Below are 23,577 nucleotides of genomic sequence, written 5' to 3'. Positions count from 1 at the left end.
CAACCTCAGGTAGTATTTTGGGTGACCCCTCGTGTGGTGTCATCCTGTTGAACTCCCCCAGGACCGGAAGGTAGCAAGGGTAGATGGGCTCTGGCAGGTGCATGAGGGGTCTTTTACTTTCTTACGCAAGCCGAATGGAGTCCACGTGGGCGCTGGCCGTTTCGCCCCTAGCCCTTCGGGGCCGCTCCATCTTGGCAATTTGCGCACGGCAATTCTCGCCTGGCTTTTCGCCCGCTCCACGCAACGCGAATTCCTGTTGCGCATTGAGGACCTGGACCGTGTTCGTTCCGGCGCCGAAGCCACCCAGATTGCCGAGCTAGCGTCCTTGGGCATTGACTTCGACGGTGACATGCTCCGCCAGTCCGACCGCCTTCCGATATATCTTGAAGCCGTTGAGCGGCTCAAAGCGCGCGGTCTGGTCTACGAATGCTACTGCTCGCGCAAGGATATTGCCGAAGCCGGAAGCGCTCCGCATGCTGCGCCCGGTGCCTACCCGGGAACCTGCCGCAATCTGAGCGCCAGCGAGCGCTCGGCCAAAGCGCAGAACCGCCCGGCCGCCTTGCGCCTGCGTTCAGAAGTGAACGAATTTTCTGTTCACGATGAACTATTCGGCGACTACACCGGCGCGGTTGATGATTTTGTCCTGGTGCGCAACGACGGCGCACCAGCCTACAATCTTGCGGTGGTCGTCGATGATGCTTTCTCAAGCATCGACCAGGTCGTACGCGGAGATGATTTGCTCTCTTCCGCGCCACGTCAGGCCTATCTGGCAACGCTTCTGGGCCACCCAATCCCCTCCTATGCACACGTCCAGCTTGCACTGAATGCCAAAGGCCAGCGCCTGGCCAAGCGCGATGGCGCGGTAACACTCGAAGAGATCACCGAACAAGGTGTGCATCCAGCCAACGTTGTGGCGGTTTTGCTAGAGTCATTGGGCTTGCCCAGCACAAGTTTGCAGGCAGCCTTGGAAGCTTTCGATCCGGCGAATCTGCCACGCGAGCCGTGGATCGTCGAACCAGAGAATATTGTCCAACAGCTGATGCCCAGGGCATCAGGAAACTGATAGGGAACCGGTGTGAGTACAGCGCTTTATCGCAGATATCGTCCCGATACGTTTGGCGACGTCATCGGGCAGGAGCACGTTACTGCGCCCTTGATGACGGCTCTGGAGAAGAACCGCGTCAACCATGCGTACTTGTTCTCCGGCCCGCGCGGTTGCGGCAAGACGACTTCTGCCCGCATCCTGGCCCGCTGCTTGAACTGCGAGCAAGGTCCTACTCCGGTTCCTTGTGGCACCTGCCCAAGCTGCGTGGATCTGGCCAATGGCGGACCAGGTTCGCTGGATGTCATCGAGATCGACGCGGCCAGCCACGGTGGCGTCGATGACGCCCGCGACCTGCGCGAGCGCGCAACGTTCGCGCCTACCCGCGACCGCTACAAGATCTTCATCATCGATGAGGCCCATATGGTCACCGCGGCAGGCTTCAACGCCCTGCTGAAGATCGTTGAAGAGCCACCGGCGCACATCAAGTTCATCTTCGCGACAACCGAGCCGGAAAAGGTCATTGGCACCATCCGCTCGCGTACCCACCACTACCCATTCCGCCTGGTTCCGCCCGAGGCGCTGCTGGCGTACCTGCAAGTGCTCTGCGAACGGGAAAGCGTCGCAGTAGCCGAAGGCGTGCTGCCGCTGGTGATCCGTGCTGGCGGCGGTTCGGTCCGCGATACCCTCTCGGTGCTGGACCAGCTGATCGCTGGCGCCCGCGATGGCAGCCTTGATTACGAGACCGCGGTTGCGCTGCTGGGCTACACCCACTCGACGCTGCTCGACGAGGTCACCTTGTCGCTGCACGAATCCGATGGCGCCGGGCTGTTCGGCGCGATCGACCGCATCATCCAGACCGGTCTGGATCCTCGGCGCTTCGTTGAAGATGTGCTGGAGCGCTTCCGCGATCTGATCATCGCCAAGGCGATGCCCGAAGGCCTTGAGAAGATCTTGCGCGGCGTGCCAGAAGACCAGCTCGAAGCCCTGCGCTTGCAGGCGGGACTGGTCGGCGCAGGCGAACTGTCGCGATGGGCAGACGTCACCAACAAGGCCCTGAGCGAGATGACCGGCGCTACCTCGCCTCGGCTGCACTTGGAATTGCTGGCGGCGCGCTTGATGCTGCCGGGTTCGCAGAACTCCGACAGCTCCTTCGCTGCCCGTCTAGATCGCCTGGAGCGCCATGCGATGACCGGTGGAGCGCTGCCTGCGCTTAATGAAGACGACGCCGAGGGTGCTGCACCCTCAACGAATGCTGCCCCGAATCCTGGCGCCGCGCGTCAGGGTGCTGCCGCTGTGCGCGAGGCCTTGGCCGCTGCCAAGTCCCGTCGAGGAGGCGCCCCGGAACCGGCTGAAGAGCAGGAACCACAGGTCCAGTCGGCTCAGGCTCAGCCGCAGCAGGATGAGCAGGCTCCCGCACCGGCACAGCAGCCTGCGCAGCACGCAGAATCAGCGCAGGCACAGCGCACCGAGCAGCCGCAGCAGTCCATGCCGCCACAGCCACAGCCGCAGCCGCAGCCGGCTGATGATGACCCAAATGCACCGCTGGATCCTGGCGCGGCAGCTTCCCTGAACACCGGCGAAGCCGCTGACTGGGGCGCCACTTGGGGGCCAAAGGGCGAAAACTACTCGGTGACCACCGAGGTGCAGCCTGGTCCGAGCATTCCGGCAGCCCGTCCGGAAGGCGTGGCACCATTCAGCTTGGTTCCTGATCCATCCAGCGGTGAAGATCTGTCGTTCGGCACCGGTGTCTCCATCGATGACGTGAAGCAGAATCCTGCCATGGCCGAATTCGCACGTCGCGCGGCAGCCAACCGCGCAGCACAAGCACCGCAGCCTGCCCAGCCGCAGCAGTCGCAACAGGCGCCGGAGGCCAGCCAGCCTGGCATGAATGCCCAGCGCAACGCTGCCCATCCGGCGCAGGAACATGCCCAGCGCGAGCAAGCAGAACGCGAAGCACAACAGCGCGCCGCACAAGAACAAGCACAACGCGAGCAAGCAGAACGCGAAGCACAACAGCGCGCCGCACAAGAACAAGCACAACGCGAGCAAGCAGAACGCGAAGCACAACAGCGCGCCGCACAAGAACAAGCACAACGCGAGCAAGCACAACAGCAACAACGGCCGCAGTCTCCCCAGCAGCCGCAGCACGGCGCGCCTGGCGGAACCCCGCAGGGCCAGCAGCCAGCACCACAGGGCGCCGGCTCGCCGGTGGCGATGTTCCAGCAGGCGTGGCCTACGATCCTGCAGCAGTTGCAGGGCAGTTCGCGTGTCCTGCATTCCATGGTCGCCACCTATGGCTCCGTGGCAGGCTTCGATGGCCGTACACTTACCTTGGCGTTCAGTAACACCGGCCCCATTGTGAATCTGCGCAACCGGCCGGATTTGATGAATACATTGACCGGAGTCCTCTCCCAGGTCGCAGGTTCGCCAATCGAAGTGGTCCTGACCGAAGGCGGATCCAACCCCAACGGTGGTGGTTCCCCAAAAGGTGAGCGCCGGCCAATCCCGGCGCCAACCCCAGCACCAACTAAGTTCACCAAGGCTGTAAGTTCTGCTGGGGCTGCTGCGCGCGCCGCAGCGCGGGCCCAAGCTGCCGCTCCGGCACCGCAGCAGCGTCCTGCCTCTGCAGTGCAGACCTCGGCACCAGCCGCACCTGCGCCACGCGCCCATGAGGGGTACGCCAGCTCCTACGATGACGTCCCGCCACCCGCGGAAGAGCCGTATTTCGACGAGCCGCCGTTCCCGGATGACCCGTACTATTCGCCGGCTGGCCCCGTCCCGGTGGCACCGCAGGTTCAGCCGCAGCAGCAGTCTCCGGCTCCGGCTACCCAGCCAGAGCCGGTGGCGCCCGCCCCGGCAACCAGTGCGCCACGCAGTTTCGACGGGCCTCCGGTGGCCCCCAAGCCCCGGATGACTGCCGGCATGGCAGCGCGCCAGGCCGAAGGCGGAGTTCCGAATATTGCGCGCCCGGTGTCTTCGACTCCGTTGCACCCGGACAGCACCACCGATTCCTTCGAGAATCTGGCGGTTGATGCACCAGAACAGCCGGCTCCGCAAACTCCAGAGCGATCGGTTCCGGAGCCTGCGCCCGCCCCTGCACAGCCTCCTCAGGTTCGCCCACGCGAGCAGGAGCAGCCCCGCCCGGAGCCGGTTGCACCGGCGCCTTCGCCAGCAGCCCCGGCACCCGCTCCGGAGGCGGCACCGCGCTGGGGTGCTCCGCAGCCTGAGCCTGAACCAGCCCCCGCTGCACCGGCACCGGCAAGCACGGGCCGCATGAGCCGGTACCAGCAGCTGATGAACCAGGCGAAGAACGCACCAAGCGCGCCAGCGCCTGCCCAGTCGGCCCGCGGCTGGGGCGGCCCGGCATCGGCTCCCGACCCTGCCCCGGCGCAGGAGCCGGAGGAGTTCGTCCCCAGCGACGATGACATCGAGGTCGAGGATTCGGCACTGATCGGCGTTCCAGCCGTGGAGCGCCTGCTTGGCGGGATGGTCATCGAGCAGCGCGACGTGAACGGGAATGTAGTGGAAATCAAACGCAGCTTGTAGCCGGCACCACGGCGAGCTGTCGGAGTGAGACACTAGGGTGTACCACGGAACAATTTCAAGGTAGTGAAGCAAACTAGAAAGTAGGCGCACGTGTACGAAGGTGCTGTACAGGAATTGATCGACGAGCTCGGTCGCTTGCCTGGCATCGGCCCGAAGTCGGCTCAGCGCATTGCTTTCCACATTCTCGATGCCGATGCCGAGGACATGACCCGGCTCGCCGCCTCGATCCAGCTGGTCAAGGAAAAGGTGAAATTCTGCGAGATCTGCTTCAACATCTCGGAGCAGGATACCTGCGCCATTTGCCGCGATGAGCGCCGCGATGGAACAAAGATCTGCATCGTGGAGGAGTCCAAGGACGTCCTGGCCATTGAACGCACCCGGGCGTTCTCCGGCAAGTACCACGTGCTCGGCGGTTCCATCAATCCGCTGGCAGGCATTGGCCCGGAACAGCTGCACATCCGCGAGCTGGTCACCCGCTTGGCCGATGACTCGATCACCGAGCTGATCCTTGCCACCGACCCGAATCTCGAGGGCGAAGCCACCGCCGTGTACCTGGTGCGCGCGCTGGCTCCCTTGGGCATCCGCATTACCCGCCTGGCTTCCGGCCTGCCGGTGGGCGGCGATTTGGAATACGCCGATGAAGTGACCTTGGCCCGCGCCTTCGAAGGACGCCGGTCCGCCGGCCGCACCGCACCCGGCCCGGCCCGGCTCAAGGCAGAGAAGCAGGAATCCGAGCAGGAAGCACCGCAGGCAGAAGCCGGGGATGCCGCAGAAAAGCCGAAAGCGCAGCTTTCCGAGCCACGCCTGCTGCGCGTTGCCGGCGACACTGGCGAAGCGTCGTCGCATCCAGTTGTTCCCGAGATGGACAGCCGCCGCAGCCACTAATTCCCGCAGTTCTTGAACGCCCTGCACTCGACCGCTTCACCGGCATGAGTGCAGGGCGTTTTTCCATTCCTGCAGCGCGATGTGCGGTGAAACACGCTTAGTTGATAAAGGTCAACTATCGTCGTATAGTTGACATCAATCAACCATTCAGGCTTTCTACGCCTGACCCTATTTTTTTTGGAGCTTTAATGACCGCAACCGCACCGGTCGCCAAGCCCAAGATGACTCACCGCGAAATCCTCACTGCCCTCACGGGCATTTTGATGGGCATGTTCGTCTCCATCTTGGCCAACACCGTTGTTTCCAGCTCGCTGCCGCTGATCGTCTCGGATCTCAACGGCAGCCAGACCTCCTACACCTGGGTGGTCACCGCCACGCTGCTGGCGACCACCATCGCCACCCCGATCTGGGGCAAGCTCGCCGACCTGGGCAACCGCAAGCTGCTGCTGCAGATCTCGCTTTCCATCTTCGTCCTGGCCTCGGCCGCGGCAGGCTTCTCGCAGGACACCAGCTTCCTGATCGCCATGCGCGTGGTCCAGGGCCTGGCTGGCGGTGGCGTTGGCGCCTTGGCACAGATTGTCATGGCCGATTTCCTCTCCCCTCGTGAACGCGGCAAGTACATGGGCCTGTTCGGCGCTGTCATGGCCGTTGGCACCGTGGGCGGCCCGTTGATCGGCGGCTTCGTTACCGATGCCATCAACTGGCGCTGGAACTTCTTCATCGCCTTGCCGTTCGCCATCGCCGCGGTCATCCTGATCCAGCGCACCTTGCACCTGCCGGCCATTGCCAAGCGCAAAGTCAAGATCGACTACTGGGGCATCGTCCTGCTGTCCGCCGGCGTCTCGCTGCTGCTGATCTGGATGTCGCTGGGCGGCTCCCAGTTCGAGTGGGCCTCGGCGACCAGTTACCTGATGATTGCCGGCGCGGTAGTCCTGCTGGCACTGTTCATCCTGGTTGAGACCAAGGCTACGGAGCCGCTGCTGAGCCTGGGCCTGTTCAAGAACCGCACCTTCACCTTCGCGGTCATCGCCTCGCTGGCCATTGGTGTTTCGATGTTCGGCACCTCGGTGTTCCTCAGCCAGTACATGATCATGGCCCGTGGCGCATCAGCCACCATGGCCGGCCTGATGACCTTCCCGCTGATGGGCGGCTTGCTGGTCATCTCCACCATCGGCGGTGCGCTGATCTCGCGCACCGGCAAGTGGAAGGCGCTGGTCGTCACCGGTTCTGTGCTGGTTGTCATCGGCTTGTTCCTGCTGGGAACCATCCACTACGACACCAACTATGCGCTGGTCGCTACCTACATGTTCATTCTCGGCGCCGGCATGGGCCTGGTCATGCAGAACATGGTGCTGGTGGTGCAGAACTCGGTCCACGTCAAGGAACTGGGCGTAGCTTCCTCGGCCGTGAACTTCTTCCGCACCCTCGGCGGCACTGCAGGTACCGCGGGACTGGGCGCCGTACTGGCGACTACCGTGCCGAGCATGATCGCCGACCGCCAGTCCGATTTGGCCGCAGCCCTGGCCTCCCTGGGCGACCAGGCCAAGGAACTGACCGCGGCTCTGGGATCCGGAAACCTGCCTTCGGTGGCCGCGATGCCTGAACCGGTCCGCGTGATCTTCGAGTCCATCTACGGCGATGCAGTGCCTTCGCTGTTCGCCATTGCCGCTCCGCTGTCGCTGATTGTCGTCGTGGCTGTCTGCCTGATCCCCAACCAGTCGCTGAAGACCCAGACCGCAAGCGAACGCATGCAGGATCTGGACGCGGAGGACAAGGGCGCAACCAAGGCAGAAAAGCCAGCTGGCAACTAGGAGATCCAGTGCAGGTTCCAAGCAAAGCCGATGAGGCCCCGGTGGCGGAACGTCCCGATTTGTACGCCAGTGCCGAACAGGAGCTGTTCTCGCTGATCGCGCTGACGGCGCGCGCCAAGCGGGAACTGGCCACCCGACTCGACAGCAGGCTCACCCCAGGCTATCTACCGGTGCTGGGCATGATCCTGCGCAGCCAGCGCATCACCCAGTCCGAAATCTGCGAAAGGCTGCTGGTCGACAAGGCCTCGCTGTCGCGAATGATCACGAAACTGGAACAGCTGGAACTGGTCAAGCGAGAAGTCGACCCGGACGACCGTCGGGTATTCCACCTCCTGCCTGCCGAATTTGCGGCAGAAAGGTGGCATGAAACCTTCCACGGGTGGCGCACGGAACTGCGCTCGCGGATGACCGATTGGGACGATGAGGATCTGTCGAAACTCATCGATCTGCTCAGTCGATTGAACTTGGAAATCCAGTCACTCTAGTTCGCTTCACCCTCTGGCCGGTCTTCTCGGAAATACCGAGAAGACCGGCCAGAGAAGCTTAAATTCCCTTGCTTGCAGGGGCATTCCTCCGCGCTGAAATGTGCAGCAGCCATCCTGTCGGTTCGGGTTGCTACGTTCATGCACATGAGCGAATCCTTGAGCAAAGCAGAGAAAATCGAAGACCACACCGGTTCAAGCATGGGCGAATGGGTAGGCACAATGGACGCCGCCGGCCTGCGCGACTTGAAGCAGAGCGAACAGGTGCAGATGCTGCTTCCACTGATGAAGGACCGTGATGAAAGCCAGAGGCTTCTCTGGGCCCGGCGCATTGCCTCCGAGTACCGGCAGCTCTAAGCGGGTCGTAGACTGAGCTCATGGCAATCAAAAGCAGCAACACGTCAGCCATCGCCAATGCCACCGGCATCGAGTGGGACCAGTGGTGCGCCAAACTGCGTGCCGGCGGAGCCGACGAGATGACGCATAAGGAGATGGCCGAACTGGCCATCACCGGCATTCCCGCAGCAGTCGAAAATCCAGAATGGTGGGCCCAATCCGTCGCGGTGGCCTATGAGCAGCACATCGGAAGGCGCGTACCTGGCCAAGCCCAGGACGGCACCTTCCAGGGCTCGGTCAGCAGCACCATCGATGCCGATTTGGATACGGCACTGGAGCGCTGGGTCGCCTGCGTGAAAGACCGCAAGGAATTCAACGGGAACGAACTATCCGAACCTGCACGCACCAGCGGTTCCGAGCGCTGGCGGTACTGGCGGGCGGACTTCAGCGATGGCACCAAGGCACAGGTAGACATTGGGCTCAAGGGCGAAAAATCCTCGGTAGCCATAAACATCACTAAGGCTGAATCGCCTGAGCAGGTGTCTGAATGGAAGAGCTTTTGGCGACAAATTTTGGCTGAATTCAAGGGATAGCCAGTGCTTTTCGACAACTCACACTGGGGTTTCTAGGCAATATGACCAATGGTTACCGCGCCAACTAGGACATGGCACCTCGTAGCTGTCACAATATTTATCTGGTAGATGCCTCACGCCAAAGTTCTATCAGCAACCACCGGCGGCGAGGCACAGCTTTCAACAGGTGGAGTGAGTGCCCATGGGCCTAATTGTTCAAAAATTTGGCGGTTCTTCCGTTTCAGATGCCGAAGGCATCAAGCGTGTAGCGCGCCGAATTATTGATACCAAGTCCAAGGGCCATGACGTCGTCGTCGTTGTTTCCGCAATGGGCGACACCACCGATGACCTGCTGGATCTGGCAGGCCAGCTCACCGACAATGCACCTGCCCGCGAAATGGACATGCTGCTCTCCGCCGGTGAACGCATCTCGATGTCGCTGCTGGCAATGGCCATCAACCAGTTCGGCGAGCAGGCCGCATCATTCACCGGCTCGCAGGCAGGCCTGATCACCGATTCGACCCACGGCAAGGCCCGCATCATGGAGGTCTCCCCGCAGCGGGTGCGCCGGGCCATCGACCGCGGATTCGTTGCCATCGTCGCTGGATTCCAGGGCATGAGCAAGGAATCCAAGAACATCACCACCATGGGCCGTGGCGGCTCGGACACCACTGCCGTGGCACTGGCCGCGGCTCTGGGCGCCGATGTCTGCGAGATCTACACCGATGTGGACGGCGTCTACACCGCCGACCCACGCGTGGTCGCCTCGGCAAAGAAGATCGAGAAGATCACCAGCGAGGAAATGCTGGAAATGGCCGCCAGCGGCTCGAAGATCTTGCACCTGCGCTGCGTTGAATACGCCCGCCGCTTCGGCGTGCCGCTGCACGTGCGCTCCTCATTCAGCACCAACGAGGGCACCTGGGTGCTCCCGGATCCCGAAGACAAAATCAAAATTCAAGAGGGAGAACCCTTGGAACAGCCAATCATCTCAGGTGTCGCCCACGACCACTCCGAAGCCAAGGTCACCATCATTGGCGTACCTGACATTCCGGGCAAGGCCGCACAGATTTTCGGTGTGATCGCCGCTGCGCAAGCCAATATCGACATGATTGTGCAGAACATCTCGACCCGCGGCTCTGGTGCCACCGATATTTCCTTCACCCTGCCGATGACCGAAACCAAGCACGTGCTGGAAGCGCTGAATACCGCAAAGCCTGAGATTGGCTTCGAGGATATCGAGCACAATGACGAGGTTGGCAAGCTTTCGCTGATCGGCGCAGGCATGCGCTCGAACCCAGGCGTATCCTTCACCTTCTTCGAAGCACTGCACCGTGCAGGGGTGAACGTGGACATGATCTCGACGTCCGAAATCCGCATCTCCGTGGTCACCGATGCCCACAAGCTCAATGACGCAGTACGCGCAATCCACACCGCGTTCGATCTGGACACCGACGTGGAAGCCACCGTCTACGGCGGCACCGGACGCTAAGCGCTGATTAGCCAAGCGAAGAACGCCTGCGAAACAATTTCTGTTTCGCAGGCGTTTTTCATTTTGGTTTCTACTTGGCCGGTTCCAGCGTCTTGGTGTAGACGATGTCGCCCAGCCCATTGCGCAGCGTGACGGTGAACAAGTCCTGCTCGTCAAGATCGACGTGGCCGAAGAACTGGCCCTTGCCATCGCGCGGCGACTGGTTCGTGGTGCCTGCGAGCGAGAAGTCCACACGCGGCCCGAAAGTACCGTCCATCTGGTTCGGCCCGAAGGAACCGGCATTCACTGGCCCGGCCACGAATTCCCAGAACTCATTGAACTCGCGGAATGCCGCGCGTTCGGGCGAGTAGTGGTGGGCTGCGCAGTAGTGGACATCGGCAGTCAGGAAAACGACGTTCTTGATGCCGCAGTCCTTGACCGCCTTGAGCAGCCGGGCCAATTCCAGCTCGCGGCCCAGCGGTGCCCCGTGGTCAGCGTTGGAAATTGATTCCTGGGCTTTGCCATCTGGAACGATGATGCCCAGCGGAAGGTCATTGAGAATGACCTTCCAAGTGGCCTTGGACTTGGCTAGGGAATCCACCAGCCAATTCAGCTGATCTTCGCCGAGAATGGATGTGGACTTCCCTTCCATTCCAGCGGTGTTCTCCGACTTGTAGCTGCGCATGTCCAACGCGAACAGGTCAAGCGCAGGGCCGCGGGAGATCTTGCGGTAAATTCGAGCCGCCTCGAAACCGGTGCCTGGGCGCAGGGCGCGCGGGTCGGCGATGGGCTGGTATTCCTGCCAGGCCTGGCGTCCGCGAGCTGCCAAGGTGTTGATATCGCGAACGGTGTAGCGCTCATCTTCGATGATCTCGCCCGGCCACCAGTTGTTGTGGGTCTCGTGGTCATCCCACTGGGCAATCACCGGAACTTCGGAATACATGGCCCGCACGTTGCGGTCCATCAGGTTGTAGCGGTGCCGGCCGCGGTACTCGTCCAGGGTTTCGGCCACCTTGGAGACTTCTTCGGTGACCAGGTTGCGCCAGATCTGGCCATCAGGCTCCACGACCTCTGCGGCGATCGGGCCATCGGCGTAGATGGTGTCGCCGCTGTGCACGAAGAAATCCGGCTTGGTCGCATGCATGGCCGCGTAGGCGCGCATGCCGCCGATCTCTTCATTGATGCCCCAGCCCTGGCCAGCGGTGTCGCCGGACCAGACAAAGCTCTGGGCTCGGGAGGCGTCATGATTGCGGCGACCGGTCAGTGCAGGTGCGGTGCTGAACCAGCCATCCTGCGTCTCGCCAAGGGTTCCGTTGTCGTCCTCAAAACCGATGGTGACTGCGAAGCGGGTTCCGGCAGGCAGGTGCTGGGCATTGATCTTTGCGGTGAAGTCGGTGGCCTCGCGGGCGTAGGCGCCGTGCAATGTCCTGGCGAATGATCCACGGCCGCGGATGATTTCCCCGGTCTCATCTACCGCGCGCAGTTGAGCACGCAAGCGGCCTTCGCCGGAGCTGCGTGCCCAGAGCACGGCATTGCTCGTGGAGACATCACCCATGGAAAACCCGCTGGTCAGGCCAAGTCGGGAACGCACGAGGCGGGGGCTGCTGGAAGCCAGCGCTGCTCCCGTCGGCCCGACCAAGGTCAGGGCGCTGGCACCGAGAGCACCGGTGAGCAATTTGCGACGCGAAATATCAGTCATGCGCCTCAGTGTTCACGACTCGATCAGCCGTTTCATTGAGCCAAGATGAACACAAGAAGAAATTAATTCCTGGCAATCCAGTGGCTGTGCACGAGCGAGCGCACCTGCGCGAATTTGCAAGCCGCTTGGCGTTCCTCCAGCCTGCCGCCGGAACTCCGAATGCTGGCAGACTTGGACAATGAGTTCAACGCGAGTGATTTCTGGCCCGCCCTCGGCGGATCATCCTGTTCCCCCGGCGGTGCGCGCAGCAGCTGGTCCGGCAGAAATCGAGGGTATCTGGCAAAACGCGCTTGGCGGAGTCACCTACCGCATCGGCTCGGGCGAACAAATACGCTTCGCCAAGTGGTCACCGGGATGCCCTCCGGAAGCGGAAGGCGATCTGAAAACTGAAGCCCAGCGCATGACATGGGCAGGAAAATTCATTCGGGTCCCGGAAGTGCTCTCCTGCGAAGAACAGGCTGACGGCCAGCTGCTCATCACCGCCGCATTGCACGGGCACAGCGCAGCCAGCAGCCTGGGCAAAAGCGACCCTGCGCGTTCAGCCCACGCTGTCGGCCACGGACTGCGGCAAATGCACGATGCCTTGCCCATTGGAGCATGTCCCTTCGACTGGGATCTGGAATCCCGTATTCAGCATCTGCCAGCCGATCAGCAGGCCGAGTTTCTCGACAACGCCCCGGAACTGGATCTTGTGGTGTGCCATGGCGATGCGTGCCTGCCAAACACGATCATCACCGACGACCATGAATTCAGCGCGCATGTGGATTTGGGCATGCTGGGACTCGCAGACCGCTGGGCAGATCTGGCCATTGCCGCGTGGAGCACCGAGTGGAACTACGGGCCTGGTTTCGAACAGTACGTCTACGCGGGCTACGGCATCGAACCGGATGAGCGGAAGATCTCTTTCTATCGCCGGGTCTGGGACGCCGCCTAGGGTGCCTTCGCTAACGTGCCACGTATCGGTGTTCAGGTCGGCCACGGGTTCCGTATCCAAGCTGGAGCTCCAGGGATTCATTGGCCACCAGCGCCGCCAAATAGCGTTGCGCTGTCGCACGGGCAACCCCCACCGCTTCTGCAACCTCGGCAACGCTCATCGGTTCGGCCGCTTCTTTCACGCAGGAAAGCACTGCGTGCTCGGTCGGGGCGGCGCCCACTGACGCACTGGATTCCTCGCCGCCTTGGAGCGACCGGTACAACCGGTCCACGCCCTGCTGGTTGAACTCCGTGGTCCCGGCCAATTGGCGGCGGTAGCGCGCCCAGCCTTTGAGCTTGGAAGCCAGGGTCTTGGCATCGAAAGGCTTGATGATGAAGGCCAGCGCGCCTGAGCGCAGCGCCTTGTCGATGTTCTTCGGCTCAATCGCCGCGGAGATCATGATCGCATCGACATCGAGTTCTCTGAGCAGCTCGATTCCGCTCACATGCGGCAGGTAGAGGTCCAGCAGGACCAAATCGGGTTTCAGGCTCTGCACCAATTTGGGGACCACGCGCGGATCCTGCACAGGTTCCAAAGCCTGGAACCCGGGGATGGCATTGACCATCTCCGCATGCAGCTCGCCAACCCGGAAATCGTCATCAACGATCAGCACCCGATAATTTCCGCTGCTGTTCTCGTTCAAAGTTGCACTCCTTCACTGTGGTCATTTTCTGAACTGGATGGTTCAGCCAGCACCGCCGGCAAGCGTGCTGCAAACACTGCACCTGAACCATCGGTGCCGCGATCCGCGATCCAGACATCCCCGCTGCGGGCCTGGGCGAGCCGCTTGATCAGCGGCAGTCCTACGCCACGCCCATGCTCGTTGCCCAGATGGGATCCGGTGCTGACGTCCCGCGCGAAGACATCCTCGTCGGTGGTGATGCCAGGTCCCGAATCGGCCACGGCAATGTGCAGGGTGTTCCCCTCGGACAGCAGATCGATTTCCACCCAGGGTTCAGCCTCCGCACTAAGCGCCGCGGTGAAGGCGTTATCCAGCAGATTTCCCAGGACCGCGGTGGCATCCTGGGCATCATGGGCCGAGGCGATCTGCCCGAAAAGCATGGATTGCGGGGACACCCGCAGTTCGATACCCAATTCGTGGGCACGCACCGCCTTCGCCGAAATGAACGCCGCGAGGTAGGCATCCTGGATGGCCTCCAGCCCGGGAACCTGGGCGATCTTCGGCCCTGCTTCCATCACCTCGCGCAGGTAGTCTTCGGCCTGTTCAATCTTCCCCAGATTGATCAACCCGAGGACCGCATGCATGCGATTGGCGAATTCATGGCGTTGGGCGCGCAGCGCGTCGGCCATGTCCTGCACCGCGTCGAGCTTGGTGCCCAGCGCTTCGAGCGTGGTGACGTCATGCAGCAGCACGACCAGCCCGAGATCCACCCCGTCACGGACCACCTTGTTCACGCGGGCGATAAGCGAATTCCCATTCGCCCCGATGCGCACCGGCGCGGGGTCGCATTCCTTGATCGCCTTGACCAGCCGGGGATCCAGGCCAGCGGATTCGAAGTGGCGGCCCACCACGTCTTCCAATTCCGTGCGGTGCGGCAGGCCCAGCAGCTGCCGGGCAGCCTTGTTGCGCACGGTGATCCGCTTGTCTGCGCCAATGCCCATGACGCCTTCGGTGACACCGTAGAGCACAGCCTGCTGGTCCCTGACCAGCTGGGCGATTTCGGCCGGTTCCAGCCCCAGGGTCTGGCGCTTCAAGCGGCGGACGGTCACCCGTCCGGCGAACACTGCCACGGCCGCGGCGAGCACCGCGAACAAGACGATCCAGGCGAAGGATTCAAGCAGCGCCCCGGTCAGGGAATCAGTGGTCACGCCCACGGAAACCTCGCCGACAACGGCACCCGAGGCGGCATAGATCGGGACCTTGGCGCGCACCGATTCCCCGAGGGTTCCGTGTTCCCGGGAAACCGCTTCAATGCCCTCCAAAGCGACCGGGTCGGTGGAAACCATCTGGCCCAGTTCTTCGGGGTTCGGATGGCTCAGGCGCAGTCCGCGGTCTTCGGTGATCACCACGAAATAGGCTTGCTCCTGCTCGATGACGGCGTCAGCAAGACGTTGCAGCTCTCCTTCGGCGAGCGCCTGCGGATCCAGCTTGTCCTGCTGGGCGTAGCGTGAAACCTGCTCGACGACTTCCGGCAGCACCGCCACGGTGCGGGCGATGGTCAGCGAAGTGTCCTCCGCTTTCGAATACACCCGGTCATAGCTGGCGAAAAGCGTTCCTGCGGTAACCAGGACAATCAAGACACCTACGACCAGGAATTGCAGTCGCATGATGCGGGAGGCGAAATGCCGGGTGCCGGCGCCAGAACGGAACATGCCACCCAGCATAAACCCATCCTCCCACGCTCGTGATTTTAATGAGCAAAAAGATGGCAAAGAACTTAACCGTTCAACAATAAGCACAAGACGCGCAAAGTGAGCACCGCCACGTACCTTGGATTAGTGCCTCGCCCGGCTTGCGGGGCCAAAGGATTCACTCACACTGAAATGGAGGTCGGGTCAATGCTTGTTGCACTCGGATTCCTCATGGTCGCCACCTTCATGGTGCTGATCATGACAAAGCGCATGACGCCCTTGCTGGCATTGATTCTGGTACCGACCATCTTCGGCTTATTCACCGGTGCCGGATTCGGCCTGGGCGACATGGTCATGGACGCAGTCAAGGACATGTCCGGAACCGCAGCCCTGCTGATGTTCGCGATCATGTACTTCGGCATCATGATCGACGTCGGATTGTTCGACCGCCTGGTCTCCGGCATCCAGAAGCTGGTTGGCAACGACCCGGCCAAGGTCGTCATGGGCACCGCGCTGCTCACCGCAGTCATCTCGCTGGATGGCGATGGATCGACCACCTTCATCGTGGTCACCGCCGCCATGCTGCCGATCTACCAGCGCCTGGGCATGAGCCCAGTGGTCCTGACCTGTGTCGCCGGCCTGACCAACGGCACCCTGAACATCGTTCCGTGGGGCGGCCCAACGGCCCGCGCCGCCGCGGCACTGGGTGTGGACGCTTCGGAAATCTTCGTGCCGATGCTGCCTTCGCTGGGCATTGCCCTCATTGTCATTGCCCTGTTCGCCTGGCAGATGGGTGTTTCCGAGCGCCGCCGCCTGCAGCGCGAGCGTCCGGAAATCTGGGGCACCGAGCTCGGCGGCGGCAACGTTGCCACCCCAACCGAAGGCAAGACCCCGGGTGGCACCTCCCCTGCCGGTGGCAACCTGGCAGTTCTGGAATCCGTGGCCCGCAAGGGCGATGGCACCGAATTCTCCACCATGGACGGCACCGTGCTGGATCCGGACCGCGAGACCCTGCGTCCCAAGGTGTTCTACTTCAACCTTGCGTTGACCGTCGCCATCATGGTGCTGCTGGTGGTCGATGTCATGCCGCTGCCATATCTGTTCATGGTGGGTACCGCGATCGCGCTGATTGCCAACTTCCCGAAGGTCTCCGACCAGGTGAAGATGATCGCCGCTCACTCCAGCGAAATCATTGCAGTGGTCTCCATGGTGCTCGCAGCGGCAGTGCTCACCGGCGTGCTCTCCGGCACCGGCATGGTTGACGCCATGAGCCAGTGGCTGGTGGATGTCATTCCTGCCTCCATGGGCCCCTACATGGCGGTGCTGACCGGCTTGATCTCGATTCCTGCCACCTTCCTGATGAGCAACGACGCCTTCTACTTCGGTGTCTTGCCGGTTCTCGCCGAAGCTGGCGCGCACTTCGGTGTTCCAGCGGTGGATATGGCTCGCGCCTCCATCACCGGTCAGCCGGTGCACATGCAGTCTCCGCTCGTTCCAGCCATCCTGCTGCTGGTGTCGCTCTCTCGTGTGGACTTGGGCGATCACCACAAGAAGGTGCTGTGGCGCGCGTTGGTGGTCTCCCTGGTCATGCTTGCTTCAGGCATGCTCCTCGGTGTCATCCACATGGGCTAATGCCCCAAGGACCGATGGTCCGTCGTCAGCCTGGCTCCGCGCCACCCGGATTACTCGATTCGGGCAGCGCGGAGCCCGGTGTTTAAGCTGGGCCCAGCACTTTGAGCCGGACACCCATAGCGGCTCTCCGCAAACCGCCACTTCGCATCCGCTCGGCAAGCTCGGCCTCTCGTGGAATGCTGGAGTCAGGCCCAACCCTCCGGGATTCGAGGAATTCACCCACCCCGTCCCCAAGCGAAGGAAGCATCCAGCGCATGGAAAGAGAACCTCTCGAGAACAGCATTTCCCTGGCCCAGCTCGAAGCCGTGGTCATGATCGTGGACTACGGCTCATTCACGGCCGCTGCGGATATCCTCGGCATTTCCCAGCCCTCCTTGTCCCGCCGCATCAGCGCCCTGGAACGCACCTTGGGCCTGCCCGTCTTCCGGGCCTCCGGCAGGGACATGGTCCTGACTGAGATCGGCCGGAGCATCATTCCCGCCGGACGCCGCGCATTGCGCGAAGTCGCCGCGATCGGAAGCATCGCTTCCTCCACCCGTGCGCTGGCCACCGGGTCCCTGCGCATCGCAGGCCTGCCCTCGCTGGTTGGCGGAATCATGCCCGAGTTCATCGGCCCATTCCATCGCCGCCATCCCGGCGTCCGGATCGAGATCCTGAGCGTGGAGGATGGCGAGCAGCTTGCCGACTCGCTTCGCTTGAATCGCGCCGATCTGGCCTTCGGCGTGAACGAGCGCATCCCTGCAGATCTCATCGGAAAATCATTGCGCGATCAGCAGTTCTCGGCGGTCGTATCCGAGGAGACCGAGGTGGACCCCGATACCGGGCTGAGCGCTGAACTGCTCAATTCCCTCACCCTTGCCACGCTCCCGCAGGGCACCTCGATCCGCAAGATCACCGACGAGGTGTACCGCAGCTTCAAGGCCACCGCTCCACGGCTCATCACCACAACGCAACGTGACGCGCTGGTGCATCTGAGTGTCGCGACCGGCGGGATCACATTGGTTCCGCGAATCATGGCCAGCACCGCCGTGATCTTCGGCGGCAAGCAGGTTCCACTGCTCTTGCCGGCCAGCAGGCCGCTGGGCGTGATCTATCGACGCGACGAGTACCGCAATCCGGCAGTGGACGAGTTCCTCAAGTTCCTCTGAGACCGAAGTCTCGGTGCGGCTGCAGTGCCCTTGGGCTTCTGCGGGAAATTGGCGTTTCATGCGCTGAATGCATGGATCGTCCCAGCCTTGCTATTGGTTCCTTCCGCGTTTGACGTGGTCAGCTGGAGGGATAATCCAGCCAAGGCTTGACCAAGGAGTGCAGAATCGTGAATTCCCTGCGGACGGCATCCGCTGCCATGCGAAATTCCAAGCGGACGCGGCGCAGGATGTTCGCCATCATGGCTGCTGCCCTGGTTCTGGCTCTCCTCGTGACTGCGGGCTTCGCGTTCCTGCGGCTGCAGGGGAACATTTCGGTGTCTGCGCTCAGGGCATCCGACTCGGAAATCCCCGATTCCAGCGAAGGGCTGAATGTGCTGGTGCTCGGTTCGGATAGCCGGGATTTCAGTTCCACCGGCTTCGGCTCCGACACCGGTTCCCGGCGCAGCGATTCGATGCTTCTGGTCCATGTGTCCCCCGGGAATGAGCGCATCGAAGCGATCCAGATTCCCCGCGATACCGTTATGCAGCGTCCCGCCTGCGCGGATACCGGATCTGGTGCCTATGCCGGTGGCTACGGCATGATCAACTCCGCGCTGAATTACGGGCCCGCGTGCTCCGTCGCAGCGGTGGAAGCCCTCACGGCAGTTCGCCTCGACCATTTCATCGAAGTGGACTTCGAAGGATTCATTTCGATCATCGACGCGCTGGGAGGTGTCAAGGTGTGCCTTGCCCAGCCGATGTCGGATCCGAAAGCGAATCTGGATCTTCCCGCCGGGCGGCAGGAACTGGACGGAACCGACGCGCTGGCCTTGGCCAGGACGCGCCATGCAGTTGGCGATGGCAGCGACCTGGCCCGGCTGGGAAACCAGCAGAAGGTCATGTCCGCCATCGTCCAGCGTGCCACGAGCAAGGAAGTCCTCGCACGCCCTGACCGGCTCTATTCCTTCCTCGACGCCACCACCTCTTCGATGACCGTCGACCCGCAGCTCAGTTCGCTGCAGGACCTTGCGTCACTGGCTGCAAGGATCAAGGAGGTCCCCACTGACAAGATCGTCTTCATGACCATGCCGAACCAGCCTGCGCCATCAAACGCCAACCGGGTGGTCCCGGCCCCTGACGCAACCCTCATCTTCGAACGCATCAAGCAAGGCATCCCAGTTAATCCCGATTCCGATTCCGCGACCGGAGCATCTGCTGCTGAGCAATCCGCCAACCGGAAGTTGCCTCTCAGCATCGTCAACGGCGCGCACGTAAGCGGTCTTGCCGGACAGTTCGCGAACGACGCCACGAAGCAGGGCTACACGGTCATCTCGATCGCTACCGCCGCGACTTTGCAGGCGCAGTCCAAGCTGCTGATTCCGGACACCGATGATGCCAGGAGAACGGCCGCTGCTTTCGCAAAAGTAATGAATCTCGATATCAAGGCCTCGGTCGCCGAGGTCGAAAGCATCGAATTAATCCTGGGCCAGGACTACCAGGATCTGGAGCGGCCCGAGAAGAAGCCCGTCCAGATGGACAGCCGCAACGCCGACCAGGATCTTTGCGGCTAGCCCGGCGCCAAGGCGGGCAAGACCGGGAATCCCGGCTGCTTTCGTCTGTCCAAGCTCTACATTGCGAGGTGGTTCCCCGTGAGCATTGCAGGCATCAACGGCAATGAATTCATCGTCCTGGCCATTCTGGCGGCCGTTCTGCTCGGGCCCGAGAAACTGCCGGACTATGCGCGGAAAACTGCCACGCTGATTCGGCAGTTGCGCCGTCTCGCCGCTGATGCCGAGGAACAGCTCCGCGAGGATCTCGGTGATGAATTCGAGGATCTGGATCTGAAAAGGCTCGACCCTCGGCAATATGATCCTCGCAGGATCATCAGCGACGCGCTACGCGAGAATCTCGATGAACTGACAGGCCAGGCGCTGTCGGATTCCGCTACTGCGAGGAAGCCGGCTCCGCCTCGCTCACCGCCACCGCCAGCGCCTTCCGGCCCGGCTCCCTTTGACGACGAAAGCACCTAGTTGGCTTCGCTCTCAGGTGCCCGGGCGGCCGCGGGCCACGCAGGGTCGGCAAAGCCAGGCTTGATCCAGCAGAAACCAATCATCGATGATTCGGAAAGCCGGCCCTGTTTCGCAGCCCGCGGCACTCGGGATCATCATCGCGAGCACACGAATTCCGGACCCAACGGGGACCGTTGCAGTTCCGGTGGCTTGCCAGCCAACAGTGATGGCCAGCAAGCAACTGCCTGCCTAGCTTGCGGACTTATCGAGGTTCCAATTCGGAACAGTATTTTTTCCCCTGGTGCCTTCGCAGCAATTCCGGGAGCAGGCACCGCTGCCCGGGCCCAGCGCCTTGCTGCCGGAGATGGTTCTTTGCTCCGGGTGCTCTCCACGCACTTGAGCTGCGCGTTCCAGGACCAAATCGACCAAGCCGCTGACAAAGGCGGGCAAAATGCCGACGCTATCGGCACGGAGAAACGCCATCCCCAACTCACGCGCTGTCTGCGCCGCTTCGGTATCCAAATCGAATTTCACCTCCATGTGGTCGGAGACGAAACCTAGCGGAACCACCAGTACCGCTTCAATTCCAGATTCCGAAAGCTCGCGCATGCGGTCATTGATGTCCGGTTCCAGCCAAGGGGTGTGCGCAGATCCGGATCGGGAGCAGAACACCAGCTCGGCATCCAATTGTTCATCTCCATGCAATTCCCCGCTAAGCCACGCCATGAGCTCTTCATGCTGCCCCTGGTAGCCAGCGGTGAATTTCTCCGATGATTTCTGCATCGCCGTCGGAATTGAATGGGTTACGAAGAGGATCTTGTGGCGACCGCGATCCAGGCTGCCGACAAGCCGCTTGAGATCTGCCAGCCCTCGCCGGAGGCATTCGAGCTGGGCCTGGGCGAATCCCGGGTGGTTATAGTACTGGCGGACTTTGTCAATCATCACCTCGATGCCTTCTGCTTCCAGTGCGGCCACGGCACCTGCAAAATCCTCCCGGTATTGCCGGCAAGAGGAATACGAGGAGTATGCCGAAGTGTCAATAGCCAGGAACCTGCGCGAGCCGTGCATGCGCGCATGGTTACCGACCACTTCAGCGAGATACGGTTCCCAGTTCCGGTTGCCCCAGAGCAGCGGCGCATCAATGCCGCGGCTCGCGAATTCATCTTGGAGCGCCCGCAGCAAAGCCTGGTTCTGCTCGTTGATCGGTGATTTTCCACCGAACATGTAGTAATGCTCGCCCACCTCTTCGAGGCGTTCATCTGGAATCCCTCGTCCCCGAGTGACGTTCTGCAGGAAGGGAAGGACATCAGCTGGCTTCTCCGGTCCGCCAAACGACATCAACAGGATTGCATCGAACGGGGCTACCGACATGTTTCCCATCAGGATCTTCCACACTTTCTCCTGGAACAACTGCCGGCATGGGCAAGCTCCTCCCGCCGCCGGCAGATGCAAAAATTTATCTAGATTGGCTATTATCTAGCTAAGCTAATGATAATCCGTTGGCTGGCATATCTCCAATTCGCCTGCACCCGGCTGGGCGAGCCCGGTTCCCTGCAGCGACCTAGCGCTGGAGCATTCGAAGCGTGGCAGGGGGTTCCAGCACCTAGCTCGCGCCGAGGCTATGGGCCAGTTCGAGCTCTATCCGCTCGTTGCGGAATTGATGCCCGGAATCAAGCAGCTTGCGCGGGACGATCCGCTGATCGGCCATGGCCAGCAGTTGCGACCCTTCGGCGCCAAGCACCAATTTCGGGGCAGCACCGGGGACCGGTATTACTGCGGGCCGGTGCACCGCGCGCGCCAGGGCCCGGGTGAATTCGGCGTTGCTGACCGGCTGCGGCGCTACCGCATTGACGGGGCCAGCCAATTGTGAATCCCAGAGCGCGCGATGGTAGATGTCCAGCAGGTCATCAAGGCCGATCCACGACAGCATCTGCTGTCCACCGCCCAAGGGTCCGCCCAGGCCTGCGGAGAATATCGGGCGCAGAACAGCGAGCATCCCGCCCTTGGGGCTGAGCACGACACCGGTGCGGATCTGCACCCGGCGCATTGAACCGCCGCCTTCTTCGGCAGCTTGCTCCCATCGCTGCACGACGCCTGAGAGGAAGTCCGGGGTGCCGGCCGGCGGGGAATCGAACTCGTCCAGCGGGTCCGCTCCGGCTGAAGCGCCATAGAACCCGATGGCCGAGGCGCTGATGAAGGTACGGACATCTGAACGTGCCGCCAGCAGGGCGAGGGAGCGGGTGGGCTCGATCCGGCTGGAGGCGATCGCCTGGCGATGACCCTGGCTGAATCGTCCGAAGATGCTCGCCCCAGCCAGATGGATGACCGCATCGCACCCTTCGAGCAGGCTTTCGTCGGGGTCCGCCGGGTCCCAGCGCCGTTCGCTAGCCGTGTTCGGCGCGTGCCGCACGAGCTTGATGACCCGGTGCCCTCCGGTGGACAAGAAGGCGCAGAGGGCCTGGCCGACCAGTCCGCTTGAACCTGTCACCGCGATCACCAGGGGTTGCAGCCCGGCCTGCGCCGCACGGTGGTGGGCGGCAAAGTCGCCCGCCAACTGGCGGTGCCGGTAGGCGAGCATCGATTCGATCTGCCGCCCGGGCATATTCGACTCGATGCAGTCGCGCACGATGGTGGACTGCTGGCCAGAGGGCTCGAAGTAATGCTCATGCCGCCACCTCACGGCACGTGCAGGAAGGCCGCGCAGCCCAACGGGTTCGAGCTGGTCGACGAAGCTGCGGTTCTGAGCGAAGCCTTCGGGCTGGTGCTTGGCGTTCCACAGCAATCCGCCGGGAAGACCCAAGACGGCTGTTCCGTCTTTCAGCGAGCCCGCTTCCTCGATGACCTTCAGCGGAAGCCACGGTGGCAGGAGCCGGTGGATGGCCCCGGGTCGCGAGAACCAGTCGAAGACGACAGGGGCAGATACCGGCAGCTGGCTGGAGCGCTCAATGTTCATGGCCCCATCGTAGGGGCGGGGACATGTTTTCCCCATGGGCTTTCAGGTTTCTTCCATAAGTCGCGCTGAACCGGCACCGGCTCAAAGGCCCACCAAGGTTCCAGGCCTCTGGAAACTGCAGCGGAGGAAGGGAAGTTCCGCCTTCCAGGCGCTACTCCCGGTACCACGCGGGCAGATAATCCCACGGAGCATCTTCGCCCACTCGCCCGTCAACTGCTTCCCGCAGGAGATCTGCATGCCCTGCATGCCGGCCGTACTCTTCGATCAGATCGCAGATGATTCTGCGTATCGACGCATGCTTGCCTTCGAATTCCAATCCCGAGTCCGCATCCAGCGTCCCTTCCTCGATGATCGACTGCTGGATTTTCCGGCTCTTGGCCACCGCATGGTCGTAGCGTTGGTAAAGGACCTCCGGATCTTCGTCCAGATCCACAACGAACTGCTCACGCCCGTCGGCTGTGAGCTCAAGGAGCACCTCGGGGCGTTGCCCGGCGATGAAGTAGGTGAATTTCTCATCCTCGACCAAAGCAAGGTGCTGCAGCAATCCGCCCAGGCTCAGCTGGCTACTGGGCAGCTTCGTGGCCAGCTGGCGGATGTCCAGCCCGTCGGCCTTGTACCGGAAAGTGGTGCGCAGCCTGTCGAGCATCCCGAACAGATGCTGCTGCTCGGTACCGCCCATGGGCGGTTCCCAGACAGGAAAGTCTTGCATCGCGTCCCCCTTTTCCA

Annotated in this window: 18 protein-coding genes, 1 other RNA gene and 1 pseudogene; 14 read left to right on the top strand and 6 right to left on the bottom strand. The window is 62.2% G+C overall.

Going from position 1 to position 23,577, the window contains the following annotated elements; all coding sequences use genetic code 11:
• Positions 1–20 precede the first annotated feature (20 nt).
• The 9 genes and pseudogenes from ffs (at position 21) to BKX98_RS11695 (ending at position 10,166) form a co-directional block, all read left to right on the top strand.
• An RNA gene (ffs, locus tag BKX98_RS11735) (signal recognition particle sRNA small type) lies at positions 21–117 on the top strand.
• Positions 118–145: 28 nt separating this feature from the next.
• Entirely contained in the window at positions 146–1,063 is a 918-nt protein-coding gene (gene gluQRS, locus BKX98_RS11730) for a tRNA glutamyl-Q(34) synthetase GluQRS (protein WP_073707366.1), read from the top strand.
• Between the two features lie 12 nt (positions 1,064–1,075).
• Entirely contained in the window at positions 1,076–4,591 is a 3,516-nt protein-coding gene (locus tag BKX98_RS11725; RefSeq protein ID WP_073707365.1) for a DNA polymerase III subunit gamma and tau, read from the top strand.
• Positions 4,592–4,681: 90 nt separating this feature from the next.
• Positions 4,682–5,272 (top strand): annotated as a pseudogene (recR, locus tag BKX98_RS11720) (recombination mediator RecR); the annotation flags it as partial.
• 392 nt (positions 5,273–5,664) lie between these two features.
• The gene (locus BKX98_RS11715; RefSeq protein ID WP_121866022.1) at positions 5,665–7,287 is read left to right on the top strand and encodes an MFS transporter; all 1,623 of its coding nucleotides are present in this window, start codon (positions 5,665–5,667) and stop codon (positions 7,285–7,287) included.
• Between the two features lie 8 nt (positions 7,288–7,295).
• On the top strand, positions 7,296–7,772 hold the full coding sequence (locus BKX98_RS11710; RefSeq protein ID WP_073707364.1) for a MarR family winged helix-turn-helix transcriptional regulator: 477 nt from the start codon (positions 7,296–7,298) through the stop codon (positions 7,770–7,772).
• Positions 7,773–7,916: 144 nt separating this feature from the next.
• Positions 7,917–8,126, top strand: coding sequence for a hypothetical protein (locus tag BKX98_RS11705; protein ID WP_073707363.1), 210 nt, complete (start codon positions 7,917–7,919; stop codon positions 8,124–8,126).
• A gap of 20 nt (positions 8,127–8,146) precedes the next feature.
• The gene (locus BKX98_RS11700; protein ID WP_073707362.1) at positions 8,147–8,698 is read left to right on the top strand and encodes a hypothetical protein; all 552 of its coding nucleotides are present in this window, start codon (positions 8,147–8,149) and stop codon (positions 8,696–8,698) included.
• 181 nt (positions 8,699–8,879) lie between these two features.
• On the top strand, positions 8,880–10,166 hold the full coding sequence (locus BKX98_RS11695; protein ID WP_073707361.1) for an aspartate kinase: 1,287 nt from the start codon (positions 8,880–8,882) through the stop codon (positions 10,164–10,166).
• 70 nt (positions 10,167–10,236) lie between these two features.
• Here BKX98_RS11695 and BKX98_RS11690 read toward each other — a convergent pair whose 3' ends face one another.
• Positions 10,237–11,844: an alkaline phosphatase gene (locus BKX98_RS11690; RefSeq protein WP_073707360.1), complete on the bottom strand. Its 1,608-nt coding sequence runs from the start codon at positions 11,842–11,844 to the stop codon at positions 10,237–10,239.
• A gap of 178 nt (positions 11,845–12,022) precedes the next feature.
• On the opposite strand from BKX98_RS11690, the gene BKX98_RS11685 reads away from it, so the two are divergent.
• Complete coding sequence (locus BKX98_RS11685) at positions 12,023–12,778, top strand: aminoglycoside 3'-phosphotransferase (protein WP_073707359.1); 756 nt, start codon at positions 12,023–12,025, stop codon at positions 12,776–12,778.
• A 10-nt stretch (positions 12,779–12,788) separates the two neighbouring features.
• Here BKX98_RS11685 and BKX98_RS11680 read toward each other — a convergent pair whose 3' ends face one another.
• On the bottom strand, positions 12,789–13,460 hold the full coding sequence (locus BKX98_RS11680) for a response regulator (protein ID WP_038991925.1): 672 nt from the start codon (positions 13,458–13,460) through the stop codon (positions 12,789–12,791).
• The gene (locus tag BKX98_RS11675) at positions 13,457–15,151 is read right to left on the bottom strand and encodes a sensor histidine kinase (RefSeq protein ID WP_073707504.1); all 1,695 of its coding nucleotides are present in this window, start codon (positions 15,149–15,151) and stop codon (positions 13,457–13,459) included. The genes BKX98_RS11680 and BKX98_RS11675 overlap by 4 nt, the downstream gene beginning before the upstream one ends.
• Before the next feature lie 186 nt (positions 15,152–15,337).
• Between BKX98_RS11675 and BKX98_RS11670 the strand changes: the two genes are divergently transcribed.
• The 4 genes from BKX98_RS11670 to BKX98_RS11655 all read left to right on the top strand — a co-directional run bounded on the left by BKX98_RS11670 (position 15,338) and on the right by BKX98_RS11655 (position 19,919).
• The gene (locus tag BKX98_RS11670) at positions 15,338–16,762 is read left to right on the top strand and encodes a CitMHS family transporter (RefSeq protein WP_038992030.1); all 1,425 of its coding nucleotides are present in this window, start codon (positions 15,338–15,340) and stop codon (positions 16,760–16,762) included.
• Between the two features lie 254 nt (positions 16,763–17,016).
• Positions 17,017–17,910 (top strand): LysR family transcriptional regulator, encoded by an 894-nt coding sequence (locus BKX98_RS11665; protein WP_073707358.1) that lies wholly within the window; start codon positions 17,017–17,019, stop codon positions 17,908–17,910.
• Between the two features lie 167 nt (positions 17,911–18,077).
• On the top strand, positions 18,078–19,460 hold the full coding sequence (locus tag BKX98_RS11660; protein WP_083586814.1) for an LCP family protein: 1,383 nt from the start codon (positions 18,078–18,080) through the stop codon (positions 19,458–19,460).
• A 78-nt stretch (positions 19,461–19,538) separates the two neighbouring features.
• The gene (locus BKX98_RS11655; RefSeq protein ID WP_128470715.1) at positions 19,539–19,919 is read left to right on the top strand and encodes a Sec-independent protein translocase TatB; all 381 of its coding nucleotides are present in this window, start codon (positions 19,539–19,541) and stop codon (positions 19,917–19,919) included.
• Between the two features lie 228 nt (positions 19,920–20,147).
• On the opposite strand, the gene BKX98_RS11650 is transcribed toward BKX98_RS11655, so the two are convergent.
• The 3 genes from BKX98_RS11650 to BKX98_RS11640 form a co-directional block, all read right to left on the bottom strand.
• Positions 20,148–21,278 carry a ferrochelatase gene (locus BKX98_RS11650; RefSeq protein ID WP_073707503.1) on the bottom strand — a complete coding sequence of 377 codons (1,131 nt, stop codon included), beginning with the start codon at positions 21,276–21,278 and terminating at the stop codon, positions 20,148–20,150.
• Between the two features lie 223 nt (positions 21,279–21,501).
• Complete coding sequence (locus tag BKX98_RS11645) at positions 21,502–22,851, bottom strand: TIGR01777 family oxidoreductase (RefSeq protein WP_073707356.1); 1,350 nt, start codon at positions 22,849–22,851, stop codon at positions 21,502–21,504.
• 151 nt (positions 22,852–23,002) lie between these two features.
• Positions 23,003–23,560 carry a DinB family protein gene (locus tag BKX98_RS11640; protein ID WP_073707355.1) on the bottom strand — a complete coding sequence of 186 codons (558 nt, stop codon included), beginning with the start codon at positions 23,558–23,560 and terminating at the stop codon, positions 23,003–23,005.
• Between the last annotated feature and the right edge of the window lie 17 nt (positions 23,561–23,577).

It is taken from the genome of Glutamicibacter sp. 0426, from assembly GCF_001906485.1.
Taxonomy (GTDB): Bacteria; Actinomycetota; Actinomycetes; order Actinomycetales; family Micrococcaceae; genus Glutamicibacter; species Glutamicibacter nicotianae.
The sequence above is the reverse complement of the archived record's forward strand: the minus strand, read 5'-3'. Positions and strand labels throughout refer to the sequence as shown.